General features: G+C 62.5%; 10 protein-coding genes and 1 pseudogene. 4 read left to right on the plus strand and 7 right to left on the minus strand.

The features are described from left to right. The 3 genes and pseudogenes from WBB85_RS22210 to WBB85_RS22220 form a co-directional block, all read left to right on the plus strand. Positions 1–276: pseudogene (locus WBB85_RS22210) on the plus strand (amino acid dehydrogenase); the annotation flags it as partial. Positions 277–335: 59 nt separating this feature from the next. Then, a complete protein-coding gene (locus WBB85_RS22215; RefSeq protein WP_432640747.1) occupies positions 336–533 on the plus strand; it encodes a heavy-metal-associated domain-containing protein in 198 nt (65 codons plus the stop codon). Between the two features lie 110 nt (positions 534–643). Next, entirely contained in the window at positions 644–940 is a 297-nt protein-coding gene (locus WBB85_RS22220) for a hypothetical protein (RefSeq protein ID WP_432640748.1), read from the plus strand. Here the strand turns inward: WBB85_RS22220 and WBB85_RS22225 are convergent. From WBB85_RS22225 to WBB85_RS22255, 7 genes are all read right to left on the minus strand, one after another. Further along, entirely contained in the window at positions 895–1398 is a 504-nt protein-coding gene (locus WBB85_RS22225; RefSeq protein ID WP_432640749.1) for a low molecular weight protein-tyrosine-phosphatase, read from the minus strand. The two genes, WBB85_RS22220 and WBB85_RS22225, sit on opposite strands and share 46 nt — an antisense overlap. Before the next feature lie 226 nt (positions 1399–1624). Beyond that, positions 1625–2176, minus strand: coding sequence for a 2OG-Fe(II) oxygenase (locus tag WBB85_RS22230; RefSeq protein ID WP_432640750.1), 552 nt, complete (start codon positions 2174–2176; stop codon positions 1625–1627). Positions 2177–2322: 146 nt separating this feature from the next. After that, positions 2323–2757: a copper chaperone PCu(A)C gene (locus WBB85_RS22235; protein ID WP_432640751.1), complete on the minus strand. Its 435-nt coding sequence runs from the start codon at positions 2755–2757 to the stop codon at positions 2323–2325. Positions 2758–2791: 34 nt separating this feature from the next. Then, positions 2792–3148, minus strand: a complete 357-nt coding sequence (locus WBB85_RS22240) for a hypothetical protein (RefSeq protein ID WP_432640752.1) — start codon at positions 3146–3148, stop codon at positions 2792–2794. 184 nt (positions 3149–3332) lie between these two features. Further along, positions 3333–3836 carry a 30S ribosomal protein S9 gene (gene rpsI, locus WBB85_RS22245; protein WP_263738318.1) on the minus strand — a complete coding sequence of 168 codons (504 nt, stop codon included), beginning with the start codon at positions 3834–3836 and terminating at the stop codon, positions 3333–3335. Between the two features lies 1 nt (position 3837). Then, positions 3838–4302: a 50S ribosomal protein L13 gene (gene rplM, locus WBB85_RS22250; protein ID WP_432640753.1), complete on the minus strand. Its 465-nt coding sequence runs from the start codon at positions 4300–4302 to the stop codon at positions 3838–3840. A 512-nt stretch (positions 4303–4814) separates the two neighbouring features. After that, entirely contained in the window at positions 4815–5237 is a 423-nt protein-coding gene (locus tag WBB85_RS22255) for a PaaI family thioesterase (protein ID WP_432640754.1), read from the minus strand. Positions 5238–5292: 55 nt separating this feature from the next. Here WBB85_RS22255 and WBB85_RS22260 point away from each other — a divergent pair. Then, positions 5293–5911, plus strand: a 619-nt coding sequence (locus WBB85_RS22260) for an enoyl-CoA hydratase (RefSeq protein ID WP_432640755.1), incomplete at its 3' end; no start/stop codon positions are given.

Raw genomic sequence — 5911 nt, forward strand, 5'->3', positions numbered from 1 at the left:
GCCAACAATCAGCTTGCCACGCCCGCAGACGGCGACCGGCTGGCAAAACGCGGCATCCTCTATGCACCGGATTTCGTCGCCAATGGCGGCGGTATCATCAATGTCGCGGCCGAGATCCTGAAGATCACCGACCGGCCCGTCTGGGTCGCGCAAAAGCTCGACGCGCTTGACCGGACGATGGAGGCGATCCTGACCGCCGCGGCGGCCGAACAGGTCAGCCCCAATGCGGTGGCTGAGCGGATCGTGGCCGAACGCATGGCTCGCGCCGCGGCCTGAGGCTTGACTACACCCGACCGCCACACGATCTATGGCGTTATCCGTTCAGGAGCGTTCCGATGAAACTCGCAATCCCCGACATGAGCTGCCGCCACTGCAAGGCGACTGTTGAGCGCTCGATCATCGACCTCGACAGCAACGCCGATGTGATCGTCAACCTCGATGCGAAAACCGCCGAGGTAAAGACGACAGCCGCGCCAGAGGCGATCCTGACGGCGCTGAAGGTCGAAGGTTACCCGGCAAAGGTTCTCTCATAGACGCCCCCGTCGGTTGTGTCATTTCCAAATTCATGCTAAATCGCCTCAAATATTAACTGTTCCAAGATCGGGCAAACCGGCAGTGTGTTGATGCGTGACGGGGTCGGGGGATGAAACCAGTCTTACTTGCGGCGTTTGTGATCTCTACCCCGGCAATTGCCTCTGCGGGACCGATCGACCGGGCCTGCCAGCAATCAAACCGGGTGGCCAATCCGCTGCTTTGCGAATGCATTCAGATGGTTGCGAACATGACGCTGACCGGCTCGGACCAGCGGCTGGCGGCGAAGTTCTTCGGCGATCCGGCCAAGGCGCAGGAAGTGCGTACATCCGGCAGTGACGCGCATCAGGCGTTCTGGCAGCGCTACGTCGCCTTCGGTGACACGGCCGAACAGATCTGCACCCCCTGACCTGACGCCTGCTGAAGGCGGGCGATCATCGCATCTGCCGCAGCCTCAATCAGATCGAAGGCAGCCCCGAAATCACGGGTGTAATACGGGTCGGGAACCTCATCACCTTCCGCGCCATGAAGATAGTCCAGCATCAGGCGCACCGGCGTCGCATTGCCCGCCGGGCGCAGGGCGTCGAGCGACATGTGGTTGGCGCTGTCCATGGCGATGATCAGGCCGAAGGACGTGAAATCCCCGGCCTGAACCTGCCGCGCCCTCAGCGGCGCCAGATCATAACCGCGCGCGCGCCCTTCGGCGATCATCGGTGGATAGGGCGGATCACCGATATGCCATCCCCCCGTCCCGGCACTGTCGGTCGCAATATTCAGCCCCGCAGCGCGGGCCTTGGCGGCAAAAACCGCCTCTGCCGCGGGTGAGCGGCAGATATTGCCGAGACAGACAAAGAGAATACGTTGCATGACAGGCCTCCTCCATCCCGGCCATCGCAGACGGGCCGACGAATGTCAAAACCCGGCCTTGTGGTGATCCCGACCGGGTCAGCGACCCCGACTGAAAGAGCGCTTGCAGCCTTGATGATACACGCCACGGCTAGGCCCGCCAGATCGTGCCGGACTGGGTGGAGCACCTGCCCCGGCGCGCGTTGCAAATGGGTGTTATCCGCAACCGGCTCCGGGAAACTGACGGTCAGCGAAAGGCCGGACCATGGGCCCAGATCGTCATCGACCAGCGTTCACCTGCCGTCACCGGCGTCACCCGGTGCAGAACGAAGCTGGGGAAGAGTGTCGCCGCCCCACGTCCCTTCACAGCGGATCGGATATGCGTATCGGGCATCAGTTCCAGCGCCCCGCCTTCATATCCCTCCGGCGCTGACAGCTGCACCACCATCGTCAGCTTGCGCCGCGACGCGGCCGCACCGGCGCCGATATCGGAATGCCAGTCGAAATGGCCTTCCCGTTCGGCCCCATACCGCGCGACCTGCGCGCTTTCGGCGAATTCACTCAGGGCAAAGTCGAAGGCCTCGCGATTGGCGCGGGCAACCAGCGTGACGATCCGCTCCATCACCCATTCCGCCCCCTCGCGCTCATCCAGCCAGGCAAGATCGGCACGGCGGATATTGTGATCAAAGGCGTTCCGCACCAACCCCGCATCGGCAAGCGGTGCTGAGCCGGCAAGATCTATGATCCGGTCGCATTCGACGGGGTCGAATGCCTCGGGCAGGCTGTAAGGGGTGAACATCGGAAGCGACTCAGAGAGAGAGGGACGACCGCCCTCCCCTGCGCCTATGGCACGCGAAAGTCCGCGCCTGCGGCGACATCGATGTCGCGTTTCAGCCTTTGCAGCAAGGTGGGTTCAATCCCACCTTACCCGGACTATCCGAACCGTCAGCGGGCGTTGTCGACGGGAATGTCGAGTTCCACCTCACCGGCCTTTTCAAAGGTCAGGACAACCTTGACCACGGCACCCTCTGCGGGGCGTTCGGTCAGACCCATGAACATCACATGATCGCCCCCGCGCGCCAGCGCATGGCTGCCGCCTGCCGGAACCTCGAACCCCTCAGGCACATGCAGCATCTGCATGAGGCCGTCGTCACCGGCCTTGTGGGTGTGCAATTCCACCCGCTCGGCGATATCCGACGCCACACCCGTAAGACGGTCAGGCTCATCCCCGTGATTTTCGATCTGCATGAAGGCGGCCCCTGCCATGGCGCCGGGCATGAAGCGGGCATAGGCATCGGTCACGGCAATTGTATCCCCGGCAAAAGCGGGTACGGCGAAAGTGACCGCCAGGGCGGCGACGGCGGCTGTCAGAACATTCATTGTATTCTCCTTGGGTTTCAGACTGATTTTGACATCAGGCCGAAACCGGCGGACCCCGTGCAAGGAAGGCGGATGGCGGCGAAAACATCGCCTGAACCGGTGCCTCGGGATGCAGAACCTCGTATCGCACAGCCGGTTGCAGGGTTTGCGCCGGAACCATGTCGATCGCCGTCAGCAGCGACGGGACAAGATCGGGGCAGAGATGACTGCCCCCGGTCGGTTCACCCTCCGCATCAAGCGTGATCTGAACCAGCCCACCGCCCGAACAAAGAACCACAACCTGCCCACCGATACGCGTCTGTCCGCGCGTCATTGCCGCGGCAAGGCCCATCGCGATCACAGCGAGGCATGTCAGAGAGGCAATCAGGGTGCGAAACGTCCGGGTCGTCATGCCCCCCTTTCTAGACCTTGCCGGATTGGCGCAACAGCCCCCCGTGTGAATAGGTCGCAACCTTGACGAAGAACAGTTCATCGCATGACCGACGACAGCGAAGGCCGCGACCCTGAAAAACAAGAAAGCGCGGCCGAAGCCGCGCTTTCTGAAGATTTCCGATCGTTCCCCGAAGGGCCAGGCCTCAGCGCTTGGAGAACTGGAAGCTGCGGCGGGCTTTCGCCTTACCGTATTTCTTCCGTTCGACCACGCGGCTGTCGCGGGTCAGGAAGCCAGCGGCCTTGAGCGCGCCACGCAAGGAGGGTTCATAAAGCTGCAGCGCTTTCGAGATGCCGTGCTTGACCGCACCGGCCTGCCCCGAAAGACCGCCACCGGCAACCGTGGCCATCACGTCGAACTGGCCTTCGACATTGGCGACCTGGAACGGCTGGCGCAGGATCATCTGCAGCACCGGACGGGCGAAGTACTTCGTGTAGTCGATGAACTCGCCCTTGTTGTTGCGGATCAGGAACTTGCCGGAGCCCGGCTTGATCCAGACGCGGGCAACCGCATCTTTCCGCTTGCCGGTCGCATAGGACCGACCCAGCGCATCGCGCTGCGGCTCACGGGGCGCTTCGATTTCGGCAACAGCCTCGGTGCCCGAGACGGCCGACTTCAGATCGTCGAGAGATTTGATTTCGTCAGCCATATCATGCGCTCCGGGTGTTCTTCGGGTTCATCGACTTGACGTCGAGAACTTCAGGGGCCTGGGCTTCATGCGGGTGCTCGGCACCGGCATAGACGCGCAGGTTCGACATCTGCTGCTTGCCAAGACGATTGCGGCTGATCATGCGCTCGATGGCCTTGATCACCACACGCTCGGGATGGGCGCCGTCCAGCACCTGCTCGGCCGTGCGCGACTTGATGCCGCCCGGATGGCCGGTATGCCAGTAATAGGTCTTGTCGGCACGCTTGTTGCCGGTCATCTGCACCTTGTCGGCGTTGATGATGATCACGTTGTCGCCCATATCCATATGCGGAGTGAACGTCGCCTTGTGCTTGCCGCGCAGGCGCATGGCGACGATCGTGGCGAGGCGGCCCAGAACAACGCCCTCGGCGTCGATCAGGATCCACTTCTTCTCGATCTCCGCCGGTTTTGCGGTATAGGTCTTCATTGTCAGCCCTTCGAGTTCGGGATGGTCTGGGTGGCCAAAACGGCCCCCGGAAATCAGATGCGGGCTTTTCCCTGATCCTGCGGTTCAGGTCAAGGGTGTGCTTCCGTAATTTTCCACATGATTTCAGCTACTTAAAAAATAGGTATCTAAATACCCCACAATACCAGCGACAGAACGGTCAGTTTTGCCCACTGCCCCCGGACCAAAGTCTGATGACATGGACTGCGCCTTGTGTTCTCTTCGGATCAATTACCCAAGACCCGACCACCAATTGCGAACAGATCATCTTAAGCCGCCGCCATGCACAACAATACCGACACTCCAAAAGTCAAACGCCGCTGCCATCGCTGCCATGGTTCCGGCCGCGCACCCTGCCAGATTTGCAACGGTGGCGGTCAGGTCCTGATGGGCACCGACGGTCAGGGACGACCGAAATTCGACCGCTGCAGCGGGTGTTTCGGGGTCAGGACCAAACGCTGTTCGGCCTGCGGCGGCGAAGGCTTCCTGCCGTCCTAGCGCTTGGGCGGGATCGAATAGGTCATGTTCGCCCGCGCGACCGGTTCATCCATGCCCTCGGACCGGATCAATACGTCCCCAACCGCCAGCACACGACCCAGCTTCAACAACCGCGCGGTGCCGATCAGATCGCGCCCGGCTTCGGGCTTGCGCAGGAAATCGACCGACCCGTTCGTGGTCACCGCCAGCGCCACCGGCCCGATCCGGGCAAGGATCGCCAGATAGACCGCGACATCGGCAAGCGCAAAGATATTGGGGCCCGAGACGGTGCCACCGGGTCTCAGATGCCTGTCGCCCACCTTCAGCCGCATGACAATCCCGTCATCGGTCAGCCGTTCGACGGCGAAGTCGCCAGTGACCTGCGGGAACTCCCGTTCAAGGAAAACCGCCAGATCCGCCTCATTCATTACCGCCTGCATCTTCCCTCCCGCGCCGGTCCGACCTAGACTTCCCCGAACCGGAAGGAATGACAAGATGAGCGACCCGATCCTTTTGCGCGAAGATGCCGATGGCATCGCAACGCTGACCCTGAACAACCCCGGCAGCCTCAATGCCCTGTCTGACGCGATGCTGGCGGCATTGAAGGACGCCTTCGCCCGACTGTCCGAAGACCCGGGCATCCGCGTGGTGATCCTGAAAGGCACGGGCAAGGCGTTCTGCGCCGGTCACGACCTGAAGGAAATGCAGGCGGGCCGCGCGGCACCCGACAAGGGCCGGGCTTATTTCGCCGATCTCTTCGGGCGCTGCGCCGAGGTCATGCAGTTGATCCCCGCTTTGCCGCAGCCCGTCATCGCCGAGGTTCATGGCATCGCCACCGCCGCGGGCTGCCAACTGGTGGCCACCTGCGACATGGCGGTTGCAGCCGAGGGCACGAAGTTCGGCGTCAACGGCGTCAATATCGGGCTTTTCTGCTCCACCCCCATGGTCGCGCTTTCCCGCAACGTCCACCGCAAGACCGCGTTCGAGATGCTGACGACGGGGCAGTTCATTGACGCCGCCCGCGCCGCCGAGGTCGGGCTGGTGAACAAGGTCGTGCCCAGCCAGACGCTCGGCGCTGAAACCCGGGCGCTGGCAGAGATCGTCGCCGGAAAGC

It is taken from the genome of Albidovulum sp., from assembly GCF_049646345.1.
GTDB lineage: Bacteria > Pseudomonadota > Alphaproteobacteria > Rhodobacterales > Rhodobacteraceae > Albidovulum.